This is a genomic window from Streptomyces sp. NPDC048416, assembly GCF_043200435.1.
In the GTDB taxonomy this organism is placed as follows: Bacteria; Actinomycetota; Actinomycetes; order Streptomycetales; family Streptomycetaceae; genus Streptomyces.
Genome location: NZ_JBICXU010000013.1, coordinates 155,718 through 174,832, shown reverse-complemented (window position 1 = coordinate 174,832; position 19,115 = coordinate 155,718). Strand labels below are relative to the sequence as shown.

At 72.3% G+C, this 19,115-nt stretch carries 12 protein-coding genes; 5 read left to right on the top strand and 7 right to left on the bottom strand.

Features of this window, described 5'->3' with window-relative positions; translation table 11 throughout:
- The first annotated feature begins 927 nt into the window (after positions 1 to 927).
- From ACGFW5_RS19130 to ACGFW5_RS19120, 3 genes are all read left to right on the top strand, one after another.
- Positions 928 to 2,289 (top strand): glutamine synthetase family protein, encoded by a 1,362-nt coding sequence (locus tag ACGFW5_RS19130; RefSeq protein WP_053723940.1) that lies wholly within the window; start codon positions 928 to 930, stop codon positions 2,287 to 2,289.
- A gap of 210 nt (positions 2,290 to 2,499) precedes the next feature.
- Positions 2,500 to 3,210, top strand: coding sequence for a hypothetical protein (locus ACGFW5_RS19125; RefSeq protein WP_393835415.1), 711 nt, complete (start codon positions 2,500 to 2,502; stop codon positions 3,208 to 3,210).
- 74 nt (positions 3,211 to 3,284) lie between these two features.
- The gene (locus tag ACGFW5_RS19120; RefSeq protein WP_393835414.1) at positions 3,285 to 3,644 is read left to right on the top strand and encodes a 5-carboxymethyl-2-hydroxymuconate Delta-isomerase; all 360 of its coding nucleotides are present in this window, start codon (positions 3,285 to 3,287) and stop codon (positions 3,642 to 3,644) included.
- Positions 3,645 to 3,654: 10 nt separating this feature from the next.
- On the opposite strand, the gene ACGFW5_RS19115 is transcribed toward ACGFW5_RS19120, so the two are convergent.
- From ACGFW5_RS19115 to ACGFW5_RS19105, 3 genes are read right to left on the bottom strand one after another with little or no spacing between them, the layout of a single operon-like run.
- Entirely contained in the window at positions 3,655 to 4,680 is a 1,026-nt protein-coding gene (locus tag ACGFW5_RS19115; RefSeq protein ID WP_393835413.1) for a TolB family protein, read from the bottom strand.
- On the bottom strand, positions 4,677 to 6,035 hold the full coding sequence (locus tag ACGFW5_RS19110) for an MFS transporter (protein ID WP_393835412.1): 1,359 nt from the start codon (positions 6,033 to 6,035) through the stop codon (positions 4,677 to 4,679). The genes ACGFW5_RS19115 and ACGFW5_RS19110 overlap by 4 nt, the downstream gene beginning before the upstream one ends.
- Before the next feature lies 1 nt (position 6,036).
- Positions 6,037 to 6,933 carry an alkaline phosphatase family protein gene (locus tag ACGFW5_RS19105; RefSeq protein WP_393835411.1) on the bottom strand — a complete coding sequence of 299 codons (897 nt, stop codon included), beginning with the start codon at positions 6,931 to 6,933 and terminating at the stop codon, positions 6,037 to 6,039.
- Positions 6,934 to 7,153: 220 nt separating this feature from the next.
- Here ACGFW5_RS19105 and ACGFW5_RS19100 point away from each other — a divergent pair, with 220 nt between their 5' ends.
- Positions 7,154 to 8,257, top strand: a complete 1,104-nt coding sequence (locus ACGFW5_RS19100; RefSeq protein ID WP_393835410.1) for an acyltransferase family protein — start codon at positions 7,154 to 7,156, stop codon at positions 8,255 to 8,257.
- Between the two features lie 77 nt (positions 8,258 to 8,334).
- Here the strand turns inward: ACGFW5_RS19100 and ACGFW5_RS19095 are convergent, their stop codons facing one another.
- Positions 8,335 to 10,470 (bottom strand): PIG-L family deacetylase, encoded by a 2,136-nt coding sequence (locus tag ACGFW5_RS19095; RefSeq protein ID WP_393835409.1) that lies wholly within the window; start codon positions 10,468 to 10,470, stop codon positions 8,335 to 8,337.
- A gap of 1,268 nt (positions 10,471 to 11,738) precedes the next feature.
- On the opposite strand from ACGFW5_RS19095, the gene ACGFW5_RS19090 reads away from it, so the two are divergent.
- Positions 11,739 to 14,738 carry a bifunctional [glutamine synthetase] adenylyltransferase/[glutamine synthetase]-adenylyl-L-tyrosine phosphorylase gene (locus ACGFW5_RS19090; RefSeq protein WP_393835427.1) on the top strand — a complete coding sequence of 1,000 codons (3,000 nt, stop codon included), beginning with the start codon at positions 11,739 to 11,741 and terminating at the stop codon, positions 14,736 to 14,738.
- Positions 14,739 to 15,319: 581 nt separating this feature from the next.
- Here the strand turns inward: ACGFW5_RS19090 and ACGFW5_RS19085 are convergent.
- The 3 genes from ACGFW5_RS19085 to ACGFW5_RS19075 form a co-directional block, all read right to left on the bottom strand.
- Positions 15,320 to 16,216, bottom strand: a complete 897-nt coding sequence (locus ACGFW5_RS19085) for a phosphatase PAP2 family protein (RefSeq protein WP_393835408.1) — start codon at positions 16,214 to 16,216, stop codon at positions 15,320 to 15,322.
- Positions 16,217 to 16,320: 104 nt separating this feature from the next.
- Entirely contained in the window at positions 16,321 to 17,346 is a 1,026-nt protein-coding gene (locus ACGFW5_RS19080) for a LacI family DNA-binding transcriptional regulator (protein WP_393835407.1), read from the bottom strand.
- Positions 17,347 to 17,371: 25 nt separating this feature from the next.
- Complete coding sequence (locus tag ACGFW5_RS19075) at positions 17,372 to 18,976, bottom strand: glycoside hydrolase family 13 protein (RefSeq protein WP_393835406.1); 1,605 nt, start codon at positions 18,974 to 18,976, stop codon at positions 17,372 to 17,374.
- Positions 18,977 to 19,115: the final 139 nt, after the last annotated feature.

Genomic DNA, 19,115 nt, shown 5'->3' with positions numbered 1-19,115 from the left:
ACCCGGGGGCGCGGGGAACTGCGCGAGAAGCGGGCACGGCCCGCACCGGAAGCGGGGTGGCTGAGGTGGCTCGCACTGGGCACCCTGCCAAGGTCGGCGCACCTGGGGGCGCGGGGAACGGCGCGAGGAGCGGGCGCGGCCCGCACCCGGAAGCGGGGCGGCTGAGGTGGCGCGCACTGGGCACCCTGCCAAGGTCGGCGCACCTGGGGGCGCGGGGAACGGCGCGAGGAGCGGGCACGGCCCGCACCCGGAAGCGGGGTGGTGGCACCCTGCCAAGGTCGGCCCATCTGGGGGCGCGGGGAACTGCGCGAGGAGCGGGCACGGCCCGCACCCGGAAGCGGGGTGGCTGAGGTGGCGCGCACTGGGCACCCTGCCAAGGTCGGCTGACCTGGGGGCGCGGGGAACTGCGCGGGAAGCGGGCGCGGCCCGCACCCGGAAGCGGGGCGGCCGAGGTGGCCCGCACTGGGCACCCCGCCAAGGTCGGCCCACCCGGGGGCGCGGGGAACGGCGCGGGTTTCCCAGCACGGTCCGCACCCTGGGGACGAGCCGGCATCGAGCGGCAAGGGGCGGGGCCCGTGATGGCGTCCCCAGGGGCGCAGACGGTAAGGGAGCGGGACGCACCCCCGGCGGACGGGACGCACCCCCGGCGGACGGGACGCACCCCCGGCGGACGGGACGCACCCCCGGCGGACGGGACGCACCCCCGGCGGACGGGGCGCGCCGGACGGCCGCAACACGCCGACGCGCCGGGCCCGGCCCCCCCTCCCCGACGCGGCACACCCCGGCCCGCCGGGAGGGGACGTGCCGCAGGTCATATCGGGTGCGTAATGTGGAGGTAATCCCGCGCCTCGATACTGAGGATTCCCCCGCCGTCCCCTTTCCCGGGGGTCACGGTGCACAGGCCGTCTGAACTGCAAGGATGTGGCTATGGACAAGCAGCAGGAGTTCGTGCTCCGGACCCTGGAGGAGCGCGACATCCGGTTCGTGCGCCTGTGGTTCACCGATGTGCTGGGCTTCCTGAAGTCGGTGGCGGTAGCCCCGGCCGAGCTGGAGCAGGCCTTCGACGAGGGAATCGGCTTCGACGGCTCGGCCATCGAGGGCTTCGCCCGGGTCTACGAGTCCGACATGATCGCCCGCCCCGACCCGTCCACCTTCCAGATCCTGCCCTGGCGCGCGGAAGCGCCCGGCACGGCCCGGATGTTCTGCGACATCCGGATGCCCGACGGCTCCCCGTCCTTCGCGGACCCGCGCTTCGTGCTCAAGCGCATCCTGGCCAAGACCTCCGACCTCGGGTTCACCTTCTACACCCACCCCGAGATCGAGTTCTTCCTCCTGAAGGACAAGCCGCTCGACGGCACCCGGCCCGTCCCGGCCGACAACTCGGGCTACTTCGACCACACCCCGCAGAACGTGGGCATGGACTTCCGCCGCCAGGCGATCACCATGCTCGAATCCATGGGCATCTCGGTCGAGTTCAGCCACCACGAGGGCGCGCCGGGCCAGCAGGAGATCGACCTGCGGTACGCCGACGCGCTCTCCACGGCCGACAACATCATGACGTTCCGCCTCGTCATGAAGCAGGTCGCGCTCGAACAGGGCGTCCAGGCCACGTTCATGCCGAAGCCGTTCTCCGAATACCCGGGCTCCGGCATGCACACCCACCTCTCCCTCTTCGAGGGCGACCGCAACGCGTTCTACGAGTCGGGCGCCGAGTACCAGCTCTCCAAGGTGGGCCGCTCCTTCATCGCGGGTCTGCTCAAGCACGCCGCCGAGATCGCCGCGGTCACCAATCAGTGGGTCAACTCCTACAAGCGCATCTGGGGCGGCTCGGAGCGCACCGCGGGCGCCGGCGGCGAGGCACCCTCGTACATCTGCTGGGGCCACAACAACCGCTCGGCCCTCATCCGGGTCCCCATGTACAAGCCCGGCAAGACCGGCTCCGCCCGCGTCGAGGTCCGCTCCCTCGACTCCGGCTGCAACCCCTACCTCGCCTACGCCCTGCTCCTCGCGGCCGGCCTGAAGGGCATCGAGGAGGGCTACGAACTCCCGGCGGGCGCCGACGACGACGTCTGGGCCCTCACCGACGCCGAACGCCGCGCCATGGGCATCGAACCCCTCCCGCAGAACCTGGGTGAGGCGATCGCCCTGATGGAACGCAGCGAACTGGTCGCGGAGACGCTGGGCGAGCACGTCTTCGACTTCTTCCTGCGCAACAAGAAGCAGGAGTGGGAGGAGTACCGGTCCGAGGTCACCGCCTTCGAGCTGCGCAAGAACCTGCCGGTGCTGTAGCGGGGGTCGGGCCGTCCCCGGGCCGTCCCCGGGCCGTGACGCGCGGAGGGCCCGGGGGCCGATGACCCCGGGCCCTCCGCGCGTGTCGGTCAGGGCAGCGAAAAGTTCGCAAAGAAGCAGGTCAGAAGCAGCTCCAGCCCCCACTGGCCGGATCAGGTCGGGTAGCGTCACCCTCGCATTCGACCAAGTACACAACGGGGGAGACCAGCCATGGGCAACCTGCTGTTCAATGTGACCACCGCGGCACTGATGGTGCTGATGTTCAAGGCGGGCCTGGCGTTGCTCGGCCCCGATTCGATTCCGCAGCGGCGCGTTCCCTGGGCGGCGGTGGCCGTGCTCGTGGTGGCGCTCGCCGGGGTCGTGACCCAGCTCTGCTGGTCGGGGGCCATGGACACCTTCGACTCGGACCCCGACAGATCCGGCTGGTGGCGCGTGGTCACCTCGGTGTTCATGCAGAACGGCGGCTTCCTGGGCGGGGCTTGGAACATAGCGACCCTCGCCTGCATCGCCGCCCTCGCGGAGTGGTTCTGGGGCGGGCCCCTGATGATCGGCCTGTTCGCCGCCGGGATCCTCCTTCCGCAGCACATCGACTCGCTCTTCATGGAGACGACCCGCAGCACCGATCCCCGTAACTTCGCGGGAAGTTCGGGCGCCACCTACTTCCTCGCCGCGACCCTCGCCGCAGGTCTGCTGCTGCGCACCAAGAGCCGCAACGAACGGCTGCTCGCCGTCGCGGCGCCCGTGCTCGGGCTCGCGATGTGGTTCGCCCAGGAGAACGGGCACGGCCTTGTCGTGGTGTACGGGTTCGTACTCGGCGCCGTGGTGTGGGGCATCGGACACCGTGTGATCCGCCCCGACCGCGACCTGCGGGAGACGCCGCGCACCACGGTCGGTTCCCTGACGTCCGCGATCCGGCGCTAGCCCGACGGGGTGACCACGCCGGGCCGCCGGCCGTTCCGTCCATCCGACTCGCCTCGCACGCAAGGGATTCGCTCATGCCGTTCGTCACCGTCGAATACTCCGACCGGCTCGCCGCCACGTTCGACCGGCCGGCGTTCGCCCGTGAGGTCCACGAGGTCGCGCCGCCGCTGGTCAATGTGGCGGCCGAGGCCTTCAAGACCCGCTTCCGGCGCATCGAGGAGTCGTACTTCGGCGCCGCCGATGACGACCTCGACGCCGTCTTCATCCAGGTCGCGATCCTCTCCGGACGTACGCCCAAGGTGATCGAGCAGCTGAGTGAGACCGTCCTGGAGATCGCCCGCAAGCATGTGACGGGCGTCGAGGGGCGCAGGCTGCACATCATGGTGGAGACGCGTGAGATGGAGCGGGACTTCTACCGCGCCCACAAGGCGTAGGCGCGGCCCCTCAGCGCGGATATGCGGGGGCAAGCCCCGCCGTCAGCAGGCGGCGGGGCTTTCCCGTGCCGTCCGCCGGGACCGTGTACAGATCGGTGCCGTAGTCGCCGGCCAGGGCATAGGTGACCGTACGGTCGTCCTGCCAGACCACCTGGTCGTCGACGCTCCGCGGCTCCGCGAGCGGGGTCTCGCGCAGCGTCGCCAGGTCGAGGGCGTACAGCCGCCACGGCGCGTCGGCGGGCAGCCCCGGCACCCGCTTCTTGTAGACGATCCGGGTGCCGTCGGGGGACAGCGAGGGGCACTCGACGTTCGCGTGCAGGGAGGTCACCGTGCGGGACGCGAGGTCGCCCCGCACCAGGTACGTCCGGCCGCCGGTCGCCATGGTCGCGTAGAAGTGCCGGTCGTCGGCGGCGAAGGTGACGCCCCAGAAGTTGGTGTCGGGGGCGTGGTGCTCGCTGCCGTTCAGATACGCGGTGAAGTCCTCAAGGGACGCGGTGAGTTGGCCGGTCCGGGTGTCGAGCACCGCCGTGCGCGTCGAGAAGTTCGTGCCCGCGTACGAGTCTCCGCCGACGAACACCGTCCAGGCCGCCCAGCGGCCGCTGGGCGAGACCCGGGCCCGGGTCGGGATGCCCGGCAGGCTGTAGTGCGCGCGCTCCTTGAGCCCGGCGTCCAGCACCACCGCACGGTAGGAGTCCTGGAGCGTGCCGTGCTCGGCCCGCAGGCAGATGCCCGTGCCGCCCGCCGCGTAGAAGCGCAGGCACTTCACGCCGGAGGCGATGCGCGGGCCCGCCGGGTCGTCGGCCGCGACCGAGGCCAGCTCGTCGCGGTGCGGGCCCCACGCCATGCTGCGGAACACGATCCGGGGCCTCGCCCCCGGCGCCAGCGACACCGTGCCCGCGGTGACGGGGGGCCCGTCGGCCCGCGTCTGGTTCTTGCGGTTCTCACGGCCTGCCGCGTGCAGCACGGACGCGGCGGCGAGACCCGCCAGGACCGCGACGGCCACCATCAGGACCAGGATCTTGCCGCGCAGGGTCAAGGGCGTTCCTTCTTCAGGGAGTTCGGAGCGTGCGGAGAGGTCGGAGCCTCCGGGGAGTTCGGAGCGTCCGAAGAGGTCGGGGAGGTCGGAGCCTCCGGGGAGTTCGGAGCGTCCGAGGGGAGGAGCAGATATCCGACCGTCACGCAGACGGTCAGGACCATCGCCGCCGTGCCCAGCGCCGTACGGTCGCCCCAGGCGGCCCAGGCCGCGCCGAAGGCGATCGAGCAGGCGAAACGGGCCAGCGCCTGGCCGGTCTGGATCAACGCGAGCCCGGAGGAGCGCAGTTGGGCCGGTACCGACCCGGCGGCCGCCGCCATCAGGACGCCGTCGGTCGCCGCGTAGAAACCGCCGTGCAGCGCCAGCGTGAGGAAGGGCAGCGCCGCCCCTTGCCAGCCGGTCAGGAGCAGCGCGTATGCCAGCAGCAGCGCCAGATGGCCGCCGAGGAAGACCCGTCGGCGGCCCACCGTGTCGCAGAGCCGGCCCATCGGCACGGCGAGCAGCAGGAACGCTCCCGCCGTGCCCAGCGGCAGCAGGGCGAACCAGCGGTCGGGCACCCCGAGGCGGTGCTGGAGGAGCAGGTACACGAACGAGTCGCTCACCGTGGCCAGGCCCAACAGCAGGGCTGCGAGCGCGAGTTGGCGTACGGCGCGGACGCGCAGAAGGGCGAGGGCCGCCGTGAAGGAGACCCGGGGTGCGCCGTCCACCGGGGCGGCCGCGGGGACGCGGGAGGGGACGAAGAGGAGCAGGACCAGCACGCCGACGGCGGCCACGCAGAAGCTCACCGTGAACACCGCGTCGTAGCCGTCCGTGGCCTGACGCAGGATCAGGAACGCCGTCAGGGGGCCGAGGAGCGCTCCCGCCGTGTCCATCGCCCGGTGCACTCCGAACGCCCGGCCCCTGGATTCGGGCGCGGAGGCCAGCGAGATCAGCGCGTCGCGCGGCGCGGTGCGCAGCCCTTTGCCGGTGCGGTCGACGGCGAGCACCGCACCGATCACGGGCAGCGAACTCGCCGCCAGGAGAAGGGGTTTGCACGCGGCGGACAGTCCGTAGCCGAGCACCGCGACGGCCTTGTGGCGCCCGCCCCGGTCGGCGAGGTGACCGCCCACGAGACGGACCAGGGCGCTGAAGCCGTTGTACACACCGTCCAGGAGCCCGAAGCCGAGCGGGGACAGGCCGAGGCCTGTGACCAGGTACAGCGGGAGCACGGCGGTGACCATCTCCGATGAGACGTCCGTGATGAGACTGACCGCGCCGAGCGCCAGCACGGTGGAGGCGACGGCCGAACGCCGCCCGGATCCGGCCCGGGCGGCGTCGGCAGGCGCGGCGGGAGTGCCGCGGCTGTCCGCTACGTACACGTCAGCCGGCCCAGATCCCCGTGATGTCGGCGGAGTTGGCGGCCTGGCCGGCGTGCGCGGTGCCGTACATGTCCTCGATGGTGCGCAGCAGGTTGTAGTGGTTGTACGTCGTCGAGGACGAGGACCCCGGCGTCACCTGCTGGCCGTAGAGGACGGTGGGGATCTTGTTGCCGGCGAGCCTGTTGTCCTCGTCGAAGGTGATCACGAGCAGGCTCTTGTGTGTCTTCGCCCAGGTCGCGTACGCGCCCAGGTTGTTCTTCAGCCAGGTGTCGCCGCTGGAGACGGAACAGTCGTGCATGTCGCTGCACAGGTTCGGCGTGACGAAGGAGACCTGGGGCAGCTTGGTGTAGTCGCTGGGGAACTGGGCGAAGGTGTACGCCGACGAGGTCGGCACGTTCGAGAAGCCGAACCACGGGTTGTGCTTCTGCGCGTACTTGCCGCTGGTGCACTTGGTGGAACCCTGGCTGGGCAGCGTCTCGTTGTAGCTCGCCCACGTCCTGCCCGCCGCGACCAGTTCGGAGGCGAGATTGGGCGCGGAGGAGAAGCCGGGGGTCACACAGCTGTCGTCGGTGACGCCCTGCGTGGAGCCGGAGAACATCGCGTAGTAGTTCGGCTGGCTCGGGTGCGTCTCGGCGTACGAGGCCGGGAGGCTGGCCCCGCCGGACTTCAGCGTGTTGATGTACGGCGCGCCGGAGCTGCCGATGACCTGGTCGTAGGCGTGGTTCTCGAAGACGACCACCACCACGTGGTCGGGGGTGGGGACGCCCGGCGCGGCCTGCGCTGCCTGCGCGGTGGACGGGGTGCCGAGGCCGGCCCACAGGCCGGCGGACGCGGCCGCGAGGCCGAGGGCACACAAGAGGGCGGTGCGGGTGCGGCGCTGCGTGGGGTCGCCGGACACGGCTACCTCCGGGGTGAGGGGGGCGGGCGGACGCCGGTCGGGCGCTGCCCGGGGGCGGGGCGCGCTCCGGTGTGGGGGCGCGGCCGGTGTGCGGACACCCAGAGGTTAGGGGTGTGCATGACAACCCGGAAGGGGGAAGGGGGTGAAGACCGGGGAAACGTACGGTGCCCGACGCGGTGGCTGCCCGAACACGCGCACGCGGCCCCCTACGGTGGGACGAATGACCAGCTCCACCCCCCACCCCGGTCCTGGCAGCCCCCGAACCCCCGATCGCAGCCCGTTCTTCGACAACGCCAAGTTCCTGCTGATCGCCCTGGTCGCGCTCGGCCACAGCTGGGAGGAGATCATCACCCTCCACACGCAGGGCCTCAGAGCCCTGCACAACCTGGTCTACTGCTTCCACATGCCGGCCTTCATCCTGCTCTCCGGCTACTTCTCACGCGGCTTCACCGGCCGGCCCGACCAGATCCGCCGGCTGCTGCGCGGCGTGCTCCTGCCGTACCTGATCTTCGAAGCCATCTACAGCGTCGTCTACCACTGGGTGCGCGGCACGGAACTCGCGATCACCCCGACCGCGCCGACCTACCTGTGCTGGTTCCTCATCGCCCTGTTCGTCTGGCGGCTCACGACCCCCATCTGGAACGCGGTGCGTCACGCGCTCCCCATCGCCCTCGTCGTCTCGATCGCCGCGGGCACGACCGCGGTGGGCGGAGAACTGGCGCTGTGCCGGGTGCTGATGTTCCTGCCGTGGTTCGTCCTGGGGCTGCGGCTGCGCCCCGAACACTTCGCCCGGCTGCGCACCCGTACGGCCAGGACGGTCGCGGTGCCGGTCTTCGCCGGCGCTCTCGCGCTCGCCTACTGGCTGTCTCCGGACCCGGGCGACGACTGGCTGTCGTCGGACGCGGACAACACCGTCCTGCATGTGTCGCTGGTGCGGTACCTGCTGCTCAAGCTGGCGCTGCTCGTGGTCACCGCGCTGCTGGTGGGGGCGTTCCTCGCGCTGGTGCCGGGGCGCCGGACGTGGTTCACGGGGTTCGGCGCGGTCACCCTCTATCCGTATCTGCTGCACGGGATCGCGGTCCGGGTGGCCGAGCACTACGGATTCTTCCGGTCCGTGGGGGCGGCGGGGCTCGTGGGACAGCTGGGGCTGAGCGCACTGGTGGTGGCGGCGGTCACGCTGCTGTCGACGTCACCGGTGCGGGCGCTGGTGAGGCCGCTGGTGGAGCCGCGTCTGCCGGGCCGGCTCGTGCCCCGCCCCCAGGCGCCTGCGCCCACGGCCGTTCCGACGGCCGCCGCCGAACGCGAGAAGACGCTCGCGGGCTGACGGCGGCGGTCCGTGGGCGGCGCCGGTCGGTTCGTGGGGCCGGTCGGCGGGCGGCGCCGGCCAGTTCGTGCGGCCGGTCAGTTCGTGGCGGGGGTCCAGGGAGCGGCCGGGGCGCCCGCGCCCGTGGTCCGCGTCCAGTACAGCCGCCCGTCGAGACCGATCGCGGCCGCCACGGCGCCCTGGCCGTTGTGGCCGTTCTGATCGTTCTGATCGTTCTGGCCGTCCCACACCGCCGAGGGCGCGCCGGTGAAGAGGATGTTCTCGTCCGCCTTCCAGCGCGGTGCACCCGCGCCCGGCTCCAGCGTGGCGAGGGCACCCGAGGCGGCACGGCCGGTCACGAGCGGGCCCGCCGCGCCGATGGTGCCGTAGCCGGAGGTGCCGCCGAGGTCGACCGGGGCCGAGGGCGTCGCCCCGGTGAACAGCACGCTCTGGACGTCACCCGAATCCGCCGCGCGGTAGTACACCCGCACCCCCGCACCCTCCGGGCGGGCGGAAAGCCCCGTCGTGTTCGGCGGCAGCTTGGTGTCATCGGCCCGGGCGGGCATCGGGGCGCCCGGGTTCGGCTGTACCCACGTCGACATGGTTTTCGGCGTACTGGAGAAGACATGGACGCGTCCTGCGCTGTCGGTGACCGCCACCGGGTCGCCGATCAGTGCGGCGCCTCCCAGCGTGGTCCACGGCGTCCAGCCGCCGTCCTCGGTGGCGGTCGCGGAGTGCAGCCGTCGGTCACCGCCGCGCAGGAACACGGTGAGCCTGCCGGTGCCGTCCACGGCGGCCGAGGGCGTGGACATGTCGAAGACGCCGTTGCTCGCGCTCGTGCCGGGCGAGCCGAGCGAGCGCCAGGGGCCGAAATCGCCGTTCGCCCCCTGCACCGTGGTGACGACCTCGCGCTGGTAGCCGCCCTGGTCGGCGCCGAAGAGCGTACGGGTGCCGAACACCACGAGGCGGCCGTCCGGCAGGCGCGTCGCGCTCACGCCGGGGTCCATGCCGTCACCGGGCAGCAGCTCGGGCTCGCTCCAGGCGCCGTGCGCGCCGGGTGCCTTGTGCCAGACGGCGAGCCGCTGGTCGAGCACCCCGAAGGCCCACAGGCTGCCGTCCTTGCCGGCCTGCAACCAGGACGTGGAGTTGGTGCGGCTGTAGCGGACCGACTCGGCCCAGTTGTTGCCGTGCGGGTCGGGCGCCACCTTGCGGTCGCCGCAACCGGCGTCGCTGGCACAGTAGTTGTCGTCCGGGTCCATCCAGGCGTACGTCTCCACGACGGCGGCCTTGGCGTCGGCGGCCGGCTTGGCGAACGTGTGCGGAAGGTGGCTGGTGTTGTAGCCGAAGTAGCTCTGGACGCTGAAGTCGGGGCGGTTGGGGGAGTCGGCGTACTCCTGGAGCGCGGCCTGGGCGAAGCGGGCGCTGTAGATGTGGTCCTGGTGGTCGATGATCTTCCCCGGCTTGCCGTCCAGGCCCGGTGTCGGGTCCATGGTGCGCACGTGCGTCGGGCGGAAGCGTTCCATCAGGCCGGCGAGCGTCTTGATGACCTGGTCCTTCGTGTACGTGAAGGAGTGCGCGGGGCTGCCGGACGCGGGCTGCGAGGTGAGCACGCCGGTCTGGCCCTTCCACAGGCCGCGCAGGCTGTGCGGCTGGTTGCCGAGGATCGTCTCGGACTCGCGCAGCTGCACCCAGACCAGGTGGATGCCGGGGTGGGCGTCGAGCGTGTCGAGCTCGGCGGTGCCACCGCCCGCGGTGGGTATGGAACTGCGCGTCCAGGAGCTGCCGCGGTCGCCGGTCGCCATCTGCGCGTAGGCCCCGCGTATGCCGTTCTGGCGGGCTTCGGCGTACTTGGCCCGGTCGGCGGGGGGCCGGGGGGTGCCCTTCTTCACGGGCGGTGAGTTCACGCCGTCCGCCTCGCCGGCCGTGACGTACACCGACGTCTCGGGGCGGCCCGAGCGCAGTGACTGGCGGGTGTCCGGGTTCATGAAGAACAGGTCGTCGTCCGGGTGGGCCATGATCTGCATCACCGAGCCGCCCTCAGGGCGCACCGGCGGCGGCGACGCTATGGGCCGGCCGCTCGCGCCCGGCGCGCCGGAGACGTCCTGGCCCTCGCTGTCCGACATCGCGAGTTCCGCGAACACCCCGCCCGAGACGAGTACGGCGACGAGTGCGGAGCCGGCGACGGCGCCGCGGCGGGAGAGCAGCGCGGAGCGCAGCGGCAGCCTGGACTTCATGGGCGTGGTCTTTCGGTGCGGGCGGCCTGGGTGGCCGGTCGGTGCGTGAGCACGTCCTCGCCGGGCCGGCCGTGAGTGCTCGATCGGGGGTGATCAGAACCCGATCGGAAAGGAAGACGAAAGGTCCAAGAATGGGGTTCATTTGGACGTGTGGGCAAATCGTGTGGTGTTGCTCACCACGAATTGCCGCTATGTACGCACAAGTCGGGCATACGCCCCCTGAACACCCCCCAGGGCACGGGCCCCTGAGCCCCACCCCCTGGGGCTCCGCCCCAGCCCCCGCCGCGCCTGAACGGCGCTCGTCCTCAAGCGCCGGACGGGCTGGGGTGGCCCGTGCCGTCCCGCATCGAGTAGTCAGGGGCGCGGGGAACGGCGCGAGACGCGGGCACGGTTCGCAGGCGTAGGCCGGGGTTGCCGGGGCTTCGCCCCGGGCCCCGTTTCGGGCCTGAACGGCCCTCGTCCTCAAGCGCCGGACGGGCTGAGGTGGCCCGTGCCGTCCCGCATCGAGTAGTCAAGGGGCGCGGGGAACTGCGCGAGACGCGGGCGCGGTTCGCAGGCGTGAGCCGGGGTTGCCGGGGCTTCGCCCCGGGCCCCGTTTCGGGCCTGAACGGCCCTCGTCCTCAATCGCCGGACGGGCTGGGGTGGCTTTGGCTGGCCACTCTGCCAAGGTCGGCCCTGTCAGGGGCGCGGGGAACTGCGCGAGACGCGGGCACGGTTCGCAGGGCGTGGGCCGGGGTTGCCGGGGCTTCGCCCCGGGCCCTGTTTCGCGCCCGGAAGGCGCTCGTCCTCAAGCGCCGGACGGGCTGAGGTGGCCCGTGCCGTCCCGCATCGAGTAGTTCAGGGGCGCGGGGAACTGCGCGAGACGCGGGCACGGTCCGCAGGCGTGGGCCGGGGTTGCCGGGGCTTCGCCCCGGGCCCCGTTTCGCGCCCGGAAGGCGCTCGTCCTCAAGCGCCGGACAGGCTGAGGTGGCCCGTGCCGCCCCGCATCGAGTAGTCAAGGGGCGCGGGGAACTGCGCGACCAGCCACGCACGGCCCGCACCCGAAAGCAGAGGCCGGGGGCTGCGCATGCGGGCCGGTGTCGGCAGGCGGACGGGCTGGGGGTGCGTAGGCGGGCCGGCGTCGGGGGCCCGGGGCCCGGGTGGGGGCGGGGGGAGGGGGCTCGTGGGGGCCCGCCCGGCGCCATGCGGCTACGCTCGGAAGCCGGGTCTTGATCGCGTGGGCCGAAGCCCGGGCGCGCGGGCATACGGACGACGTGGGAGGCGGCCAGATGACGGTGCCGGTGCCGGGACGCAGGAGCAGTACCTTCACCCGCCTGCTGCGGCATGGCTTCACCGACCCCTCGGCCGCCGAGCGCCTGCTCGACACCCCCGAGCTCACGCCCGTACGGACCGACCCGGTGCTCCTGGACGCGCTCGGCGCCACCGCGGACCCCGATCTGGCCCTCCTCGGACTCGTCCGCATCGTGGAGGCGCAGGACGAGGACGAGCGCCGCGCCCTCCTGGACACCCTGGTCACCGCGAAGCCGCTGCGCGACCGGCTGCTCGGGGTGCTCGGCGCGTCCGAGGCGCTGGGCGACCACCTGGCCCGCCACCCGCACGACTGGCACGCCCTCGTCACCTACGAGGCCGCGGACCTGCACCCCGGGGTCGCCGAGTTCGAGCGGGGCCTGGCCGAGGCCACCGACCCCGTGGCGCTGCGGATCGCCTACCGGCGCTGCCTGCTCGCCATAGCGGCCCGTGACGTGTGCGGCACCACCGACGTGGCCCAGGCCGCCGCCGAGCTCGCCGACCTCGCCACCGCGACCCTGCGCGCCGCACTCGCCATCGCCCGCACCGCCGCGCCCGCCGACGCCGACCAGTGCCGGCTCGCGGTGATCGCGATGGGCAAGTGCGGGGGACACGAACTCAACTACGTCTCCGACGTCGACGTCATCTTCGTGGCCGAACCCGTCGAGGGCTTCGACGAGGGCAGGGCGATGCAGGCCGCGGCTCGGCTCGCCGCGCACCTGATGCGGATCTGTTCGGAGACCACCGTCGAGGGCGTGATCTGGCCCGTCGACGCCAACCTGCGCCCCGAGGGCCGCAACGGCCCGCTCGTGCGGACCCTCTCCAGCCACCTCGCCTACTACCAGCGCTGGGCCAAGACCTGGGAGTTCCAGGCGCTGCTCAAGGCCCGCCCGGTCGCGGGCGACCCCGAGCTCGGACGGGACTACGTGGAGGCCGTCGCCCCGCTGGTGTGGCAGGCCGCCGAGCGGGACAACTTCGTCGCCGACGTGCAGAAGATGCGGCGCAGGGTCGTCGACAACATCCCCGCCGCCCAGGTGGAGCGCGAACTGAAGCTCGGCCCCGGCGGCCTGCGCGACGTCGAATTCGCCGTCCAGCTCCTCCAGTTGGTGCACGGACGCAGCGACGCCACCCTGCACAGCGGCACCACCCTCGACGCGCTCGCGGCGCTGGCGGCCGGCGGCTACGTGGGCCGGGCGGACGCCGCCCAGCTCGACGAGGCGTACCGCTTCCTGCGCGCCATGGAGCACCGCATCCAGCTGCACCGGCTGCGCCGCACCCACCTCGTGCCCGAGGACGAGGCCGATCTGCGCCGGCTCGGCCGCTCGCTCGGGCTGCGCACCGAGCCCGTCGCCAGCCTCCACAAGGAGTGGAAGCGCCACGCGTCGGTCGTGCGCCGCCTGCACGAGAAGCTCTTCTACCGGCCGCTCCTGGACGCGGTCGCCCAGCTCGCGCCCGGCGAGATCCGGCTCAGCCCCCGCGCGGCCGCGCACCGCCTCGAAGCGCTCGGTTACGCCGACCCGGCCGCGGCCCTGCGCCACCTGGAGGCCCTGAGCTCCGGGGTCAGCCGCAAGGCCGCCATCCAACGCACCCTGCTGCCCGTCCTGTTGGGCTGGTTCGCGGACTCCGCCGACCCCGACGCCGGACTGCTCGGCTTCCGCAAGGTCTCCGACGCGCTCGGCAAGACCCCCTGGTACCTGCGGCTGCTACGGGACGAGGGCGCCGCCGCCGAGAACCTGGCCCGGGTACTCTCCGCCGGCCGGCTCGCCCCCGACCTGCTGCTGCGCGCCCCCGAGGCGGTGGCCATCCTGGGCGACCCGGACGGGCTGGCGCCGCGCGGCCGTGACCATCTGGAACAGGAGATCATGGCCGCGGTCGGCCGGGCCGAGACCGCCGAGGGCGCGGTCGCGTCGGTCCGGGGCGTCCGCAGACGCGAACTGTTCCGCACCACCGCCGGTGACCTCATCGGTTCGTACGGGACCGAGGACAGTCCCGCCGAGGAGGACCCGGGCGCCCTCGTCGACCGGGTCGGCGCCGCGGTCACCGACCTGAACGCGGCCACCATCGCCGGTGCCCTGCGCGCCGCCGTGCGGGCCGAGTGGGGGGAGACCCTGCCGACCCGCTTCACCGTCATCGGCATGGGCCGCTTCGGCGGCCACGAACTGGGTTACGGCTCGGACGCGGACGTCCTGTTCGTGCACGAGCCCCGGGCGGGGGTCGACGAGCAGGAAGCGGCACGGGCCGCCAACCGCGTCGTGTCGGAGATGTGCCGGCTCCTCCAACTCCCCACCGCGGACCCGCCGTTGCTGATCGACGCCGATCTGCGCCCGGAGGGCAAGTCCGGGCCGATGGTGCGCACGCTGAAGTCGTACGGGGCGTACTACCGGCGCTGGTCGCTGGTGTGGGAGAGCCAGGCGCTGCTGCGCGCCGAGGTGATGGCGGGCGACGCGGAGCTCGGCGACCGCTTCATCGAGCTGATCGACCCGCTGCGGTATCCGGTGCAGGGCCTGAGCGACGACGCGGTGCGCGAGATCCGCCGCCTCAAGGCCCGGATGGAGTCCGAGCGGATGCCGCGCGGCGCCGACCCCACGCTGCACGCCAAGCTGGGGCGCGGTGGCCTCTCGGACGTCGAGTGGACGGTCCAGCTGTTGCAGATGCGGCACGGCTGGGAGCTGCCGGGCCTGCGGACGACGCGGACCCGTGAGGCGCTGGCCGCCGCGCATGCCGCGGGGCTCATCGAGACCGAGGCCGCGTCGATACTGGACGAGGCGTGGGTGCTGGCGACGCGGGTGCGCAACGGGGTCATGCTGGTGCGGGGCCGGGCCGGGGACACGTTCCCGTCCGACGGGCGGGAGCTGGCGGCGGTGGGGCGTTACCTCGGGTACGAGCCGGGGCATGTCGGGGACATGCTGGAGGACTACCGCCGCCTGACGCGCAGGGCGCGGGGGGTCGTGGAGGAGCTCTTCTATGGAGCCCACCTCTAGCGCGCAGCGGGGTTGCCGGAGCTCCGCCCCAGTCACGGCTGAGGATGTGCGTGCCGCCCCGCATCGAGTAGTCAGGGGCGCGGGGAACTGCGCGAGACGCGGGCACGGTTCGCAGTCGTAGGCCGGGGTAGCCGGGGCTTCGCCCCGGGCCCCGTTTCGGGCCTGCACGGCCCTCGTCCTCAATCGCCGGACGGGCTGGGGTGGCTTTGACTGGCCACTCTGCCAAGGTCGGCCCTGTCAGGGGCGCGGGGAACTGCGCGAGACGCGGGCACGGTTCGCAGGCGTGGGCCGGGGTTGCCGGGGCTTCGCCCCGGGCCCCGTTTTGGGCCTGAACGGCCCTCGTCCTCAATCGCCGGACGGGCTGAGGTGGCCCGTGCCGCCCGCATCGAGTAGTTCAGGGGCGCGGGGAACGGCGCGAGACGCGGGCACGGTTCGCAGGCGTGGGCCGGGGTTGCCGGGGCTTCGCCCCGGGCCCGGGTTCGGGCCTGAACGGCCCTTGTCCTCAATCGCCGGACGGGCTGGGGTGGCTTTGGCTGGCCACTCTGCCAAGGTCGGCGGTGTCAGGGGCGCGGGGAACTGCGCTAAGCGCTGGGCGGCGTGGCGGCGCGGCCGGCCCGCGGGGCCGCGCTTCGTACCCGCTGCGGGAGCCGGTGCGGCAGCGCCCCGTACCACGTGCGGGACACCAGCAGGCCGAAGGTGAGGCAGAGCAGCCCACCCACCGCGTCCAGCCAGAAGTGGTTCGCCGTGGAGACGATCACCACCAGCGTGGCCATGGGGTAGAGCAGGCCCAGGATCTTCGCCCACGGCGCCGAGGCGAGCGCGAAGATCGTCAGGCCGCACCAGGTCGACCAGCCGATGTGCATGGACGGCATCGCCGCATACTGGTTCGACATGTTCTTCAGGTCGCCCGAGGCCATCGAGCCCCAGGTGTGGTGGACCAGAACCGTGTCGATGAAGCCGCCCCCGTTCATCAGGCGGGGCGGTGCGAGCGGGGCGAAGAAGTAGCCGACCAGGGCCACGCCCGTCGTCGCGAAGAGGACCAGGCGTGACGCCGCGTAGCGGCCGGGGTGACTACGGAACAGCCACACCAGCACACCGATCGTGATGATGAAGTGCAGTGTCGCGTAGTAATAGTTCATGCCGATGATGAGCCAAGTCACCGAATTCACGGCGTGGTTGACCGACTGCTCCACCGCGATGCCCAGGTGGTGCTCGGCGCTCCAGATCCAGTCCGCGTTCCTGAGCGCCTGCGCCTTCTGCTCGGGCACCGCGTTGCGGATCAGCGAGTACACCCAGTAACTCACCGCGATCAGAAGGACTTCGAACCAGATGCGGGGCCGACGCGGGCGGCGCAGGCTGCGCACCCGGGCGGTAAATCCGTTTCGTCCGGGTTCGGTGGTCGTCGTGGGTGAGGCCGGCGGTCCCTTGGTTGGAGCGGCCGTCCGGCCTTCCAGAGTTTTCACGGTCATGTCACCCATGAGGAGAGAGTCTGCCAGATGCACATACCCCCCGCCGATCATCCTCCGGTCGGGTTCGTTCCGCACCCGCTACTCCCGAAGGACGAGGCTTTCCCCGAAGCGCGTCAGGATTGGCGGGGCCGCGCGCCGGAGGTTGAACCGCGTACGACCAGCTCCGGCATGAACACGAATTCGCTGTGCGGGGCGGGGGTGCCGCCGACCTCTTCGAGCAGGGCGCGGACCGCGGCCTGGCCCATCGCGGTCACCGGCTTGCGGATCGTGGTGAGCGGTGGGTCGGTGAACGCTATCAACGGAGAGTCGTCGAACCCCACCACGGAGATGTCGCGCGGCACGTCGAGCCCCGCCTGGCGGGCCGCCCTGATCGCGCCGAGCGCCATCATGTCGCTGGCGCACACCACCGCGGTGCAGCCCTGTGCGATGAGCGCGGAGGCCGCCGCCTGGCCGCCCTCCAGGGTGTAGAGCGAGTGCTGGATCAGGGACTCCGCCTCGGTCAGGCTCAGGCCCAGCCGGTCCTGCATGCCGGCCGTGAAGCCCTCGATCTTGCGCAGGACGGGTACGAAACGCTTCGGGCCGACCGCGAGGCCGATCCGGGTGTGGCCGAGGGCCGCGAGGTGGGTGACCGCGAGCCGCATCGCGGCCCGGTCGTCGGGGGAGATGAAGGGCGCCTGCACCTTCGGCGAGAACCCGTCCACCAGGACGTACGGGACGCCCTGGGCGCGCAGCTGCTCGTAGCGCTCCATGTCGGCGGTGGTGTCCGCGTGCAGCCCGGAGACGAAGATGATCCCGGAGACGCCGCGGTCCACCAGCATCTCGGTGAGCTCGTCCTCGGTGGACCCGCCGGGGGTCTGGGTGGCGAGCACCGGGGTGTATCCCTGCCGGGTCAGCGACTGGCCGATGACCTGGGCAAGGGCGGGGAAGATCGGGTTTTCCAGTTCCGGCGTTATCAGGCCGACGAGCCCCGCGCTGCGGCGGCGCAGTCGTACGGGCCGTTCGTAGCCCAGCACGTCGAGTGCGGCCAGAACGGATTCACGGGTGCCCGCGGCCACGCCGGGCTTGCCGTTGAGCACGCGGCTGACTGTGGCTTCGCTGACCCCCGCCTGGGCTGCGATGTCGGCGAGCCGTGCGGTCACGGGATTGGACTGTACCGGTCGCACGTCAGATTGCCCACCAGACCGCGGATTCGGCGGGCAGCAGGGCGTGCGCGTCGTCGAACGTGACGGCGCCGGTGGTGAGCAGCGGCCGCCCCGGCAGCGGGAGTTGGACCTCGTGGTCCAGGGTGTTCAGGGTGCAGACGAAGCCCGGGCGGGCGAAGGCCAGCACGCCGTCCGGCGCCGCCAGCCAGGTCATCGTTCCGTCGCCGAGCCCCGGCAGTTCGCGGCGCAGGGCGAGGGCCGCGCGGTAGAGCTCAAGGGTGGAGTGCGGGTCGCCGGACTGGGCGGCGACGCTCAGGCCCCGCCAGGACGCCGGCTGCGGCAGCCAGGGCGCGGCGTCCCCGAACCCGTAGGAGGGCCCGTCCGCGGTCCACGGGATCGGGACGCGGCAGCCGTCGCGGAAGCCGTCCTGGCCGGACGCGCGATAGAAGGCGGGGTCCTGGCGCACCGCGTCGGGCAGCTCGGTGACCTCGGGCAGGCCCAGCTCCTCGCCCTGGTAGAGATAGGCGGAGCCGGGCAGGGCCAGCGTGAACAGGGTCGCCGCGCGGGCCCGGCGCAGGCCCTGTTCGCCGCCGCCGTAGCGGGTCACATGGCGTACGACGTCGTGGTTGGAGAGCACCCAGGTGGTGGGGGCGCCGACCGCGGCGGTGGCGGCGAGCGAGGCGTCGACCGTCTCGCGCATCCGCTCCGCGTCCCAAGGGCAGGTGAGGAACTGGAAGTTGAAGGCCTGGTGCAGCTCGTCGGGGCGTACGTACAGGGCGAGGCGTTCGGGCGAGGGCGCCCAGGCCTCGGCGACCGCGATGCGCTCCCCGTCGTAGCCGTCGAGCAGCTCGCGCCAGCCGCGGTGGATCTCGTGGACGCCGTCCTGGTCGAAGAAGGGGAGCACCTGGTTGCCGATGAGCTTGGCCTGCCCGCTCGCCCCGATGTCGGGGAACCCCGGCGCCTTGACCATGCCGTGGGCCACGTCGATGCGGAAGCCGTCGACGCCGAGGTCGAGCCAGAAACGGAGCACGGAGTCGAACTCGGCCCGGACCTGCGGATGGTCCCAGTTCAGATCGGGCTGCTCGGGCGCGAACAGATGGAGATACCAGGCGCCGTCGGCGGTCCGTGTCCAGGCGGGGCCGCCGAAGACCGACTCCCAGTCGTTGGGCGGGAGTTGACCCTCTGCGCCCCTGCCGGGGCGGAAGTGGTAGCGCGCCCGCTCCGGGCCGCCGGCCAGCGCCGCGCGGAACCAGGCGTGCTGGTCGCTGGTGTGGTTCGGTACGACGTCGACGATGATCCGCAAGCCGAGCCGGTGGGCCTCGCGCACCAGGTCGTCCGCGTCGGACAGGGTGCCGAAGAGCGGATCCACGCTGCGGTAGTCGGCCACGTCGTACCCGCCGTCGGCCTGCGGTGAGGCGTAGAACGGGGTGAGCCAGACCGCGTCCGCGCCCAGCTCCCGCACATACGGCAGCCGCGCCGTGATGCCGGGCAGGTCGCCGACGCCGTCGCCGTCGCCGTCCGCGAAGGAGCGCACGTACACCTGGTAGATCACCGCGTCGCGCCACCAGCCGCTCCCCGGACCGGTCCGCTCCCGCGCGACGGCGGGTGTCGTCAGCTCCTGCGTCATGTGGGGTCCCTCTCGAAAACTCTGCATCTACGGGATCAACGCCGATGGCCCCTCGAAAATAACAGTCTTGCAAGGCCTTGCGGAAGCCTTGCAGTGATCGCTCAGGGGTTCGCGGACCAGCCATACCGGCTTTGACAAG

Bases quoted from the DNA above. Each gene is read 5' to 3' on its own strand.
- ACGFW5_RS19130 (WP_053723940.1), top strand. From the start codon at position 928: ATGGACAAGCAGCAGGAGTTCGTGCTCCGGACCCTGGAGGAGCGCGAC.
- ACGFW5_RS19125 (WP_393835415.1), top strand. From the start codon at position 2,500: ATGGGCAACCTGCTGTTCAATGTGACCACCGCGGCACTGATGGTGCTG.
- ACGFW5_RS19120 (WP_393835414.1), top strand. From the start codon at position 3,285: ATGCCGTTCGTCACCGTCGAATACTCCGACCGGCTCGCCGCCACGTTC.
- ACGFW5_RS19100 (WP_393835410.1), top strand. From the start codon at position 7,154: ATGACCAGCTCCACCCCCCACCCCGGTCCTGGCAGCCCCCGAACCCCC.
- ACGFW5_RS19095 (WP_393835409.1), bottom strand. From the start codon at position 10,470: ATGAAGTCCAGGCTGCCGCTGCGCTCCGCGCTGCTCTCCCGCCGCGGC.
- ACGFW5_RS19090 (WP_393835427.1), top strand. From the start codon at position 11,739: ATGACGGTGCCGGTGCCGGGACGCAGGAGCAGTACCTTCACCCGCCTG.
- ACGFW5_RS19085 (WP_393835408.1), bottom strand. From the start codon at position 16,216: ATGGGTGACATGACCGTGAAAACTCTGGAAGGCCGGACGGCCGCTCCA.
- ACGFW5_RS19075 (WP_393835406.1), bottom strand. From the start codon at position 18,976: ATGACGCAGGAGCTGACGACACCCGCCGTCGCGCGGGAGCGGACCGGT.